2 protein-coding genes are annotated in these 918 nt (G+C 53.1%); one reads left to right on the plus strand and one right to left on the minus strand.

Going from position 1 to position 918, the window contains the following annotated elements; all coding sequences use genetic code 11:
• The coding region (locus JK635_RS29115; protein WP_498043891.1) for an IS4/Tn5 family transposase DNA-binding protein at nt 1-418 on the minus strand (418 nt) is incomplete at its 3' end.
• A 109-nt stretch (nt 419-527) separates the two neighbouring features.
• Between JK635_RS29115 and JK635_RS29120 the strand changes: the two genes are divergently transcribed.
• Nucleotides 528-918, plus strand: a 391-nt coding sequence (locus JK635_RS29120; RefSeq protein WP_202655656.1) for a sulfotransferase family protein, incomplete at its 3' end; no start/stop codon positions are given.

Consider the following 918-nt stretch of genomic DNA (forward strand, 5'->3'; position numbering starts at 1 on the left):
ATATCCAGGCGTCCAATATTCCCAACGGTTCCCGGTCCGGTGTGACGGCGTAGGTCGGGTGCAGATACATGCCACGCTGTGCCTCGAAGCTTAACGGTCCCAGGCCTTCCATGTCCTGGCCGTTGAAGTCGAGTTCGGTCGTATCCGCGATACATAGCACCACGGCATGCTGCTGCATGCGCGTAGCTGTGCGTTCCCAGTGCGGCTGCATCATGTCGACCCACTCGACTTCCTCATTGCCAAGGAAGCGATAAGCCGCCATGGTCTCTGACCAGCCATCGCAGGCGCCAGGAATACTCTCGCTCGGCTTGGCCGCCAGGCGCTTTAGCAACTCCTTCGCACGCCGGTCTCGCCTTGGATCACCCAAGTCCAGCGTCTCAAATTCCTCGTCCACCCATACCCCTGATTGATTGTTCATCGGCTTGGCAAAAGCATAGAGTAAACGCCAATTCGCCGAGGTTTACAACCCGCCTTCACAAAGGCACATCAACTTCTTCTGTGTTGGGCAAAGTCGGCAGGTCGGACTTGTGTATAACGAGATGCCTCATACCGCACGCATACGTATTTTGCTGGAATTGTTTCCGGATGCGCGTTTCATTCATATCCATCGTCATCCTCATGATGTTTTTCGTTCGACACGGCATCAACGCAATACCGCGTTCTGGTATTACTACATGCAACGACCGGATCGTGCTGCAATCGACAACTTGATAATTTCACGCTATCGCGCACTTTACGATGCCTATTTTTCGCAACGCGATTTGATTTCGCCGAGTCGACTGTATGAACTTTCATTTGAAGAGCTTGAGCGCAATCCCGTTGAGCAAGTGCAGCGGCTTTATTGTGCGCTGGGCTTGGCTGGCTTTTCTTCATTTGAACCCTCGCTTCGGGACTATGTAGCGTCTTCAATGACCTACA

The sequence above is a fragment of the Neobacillus paridis genome, assembly GCF_016765675.1.
GTDB lineage: Bacteria > Bacillota > Bacilli > Bacillales > Cytobacillaceae > Neobacillus > Neobacillus paridis.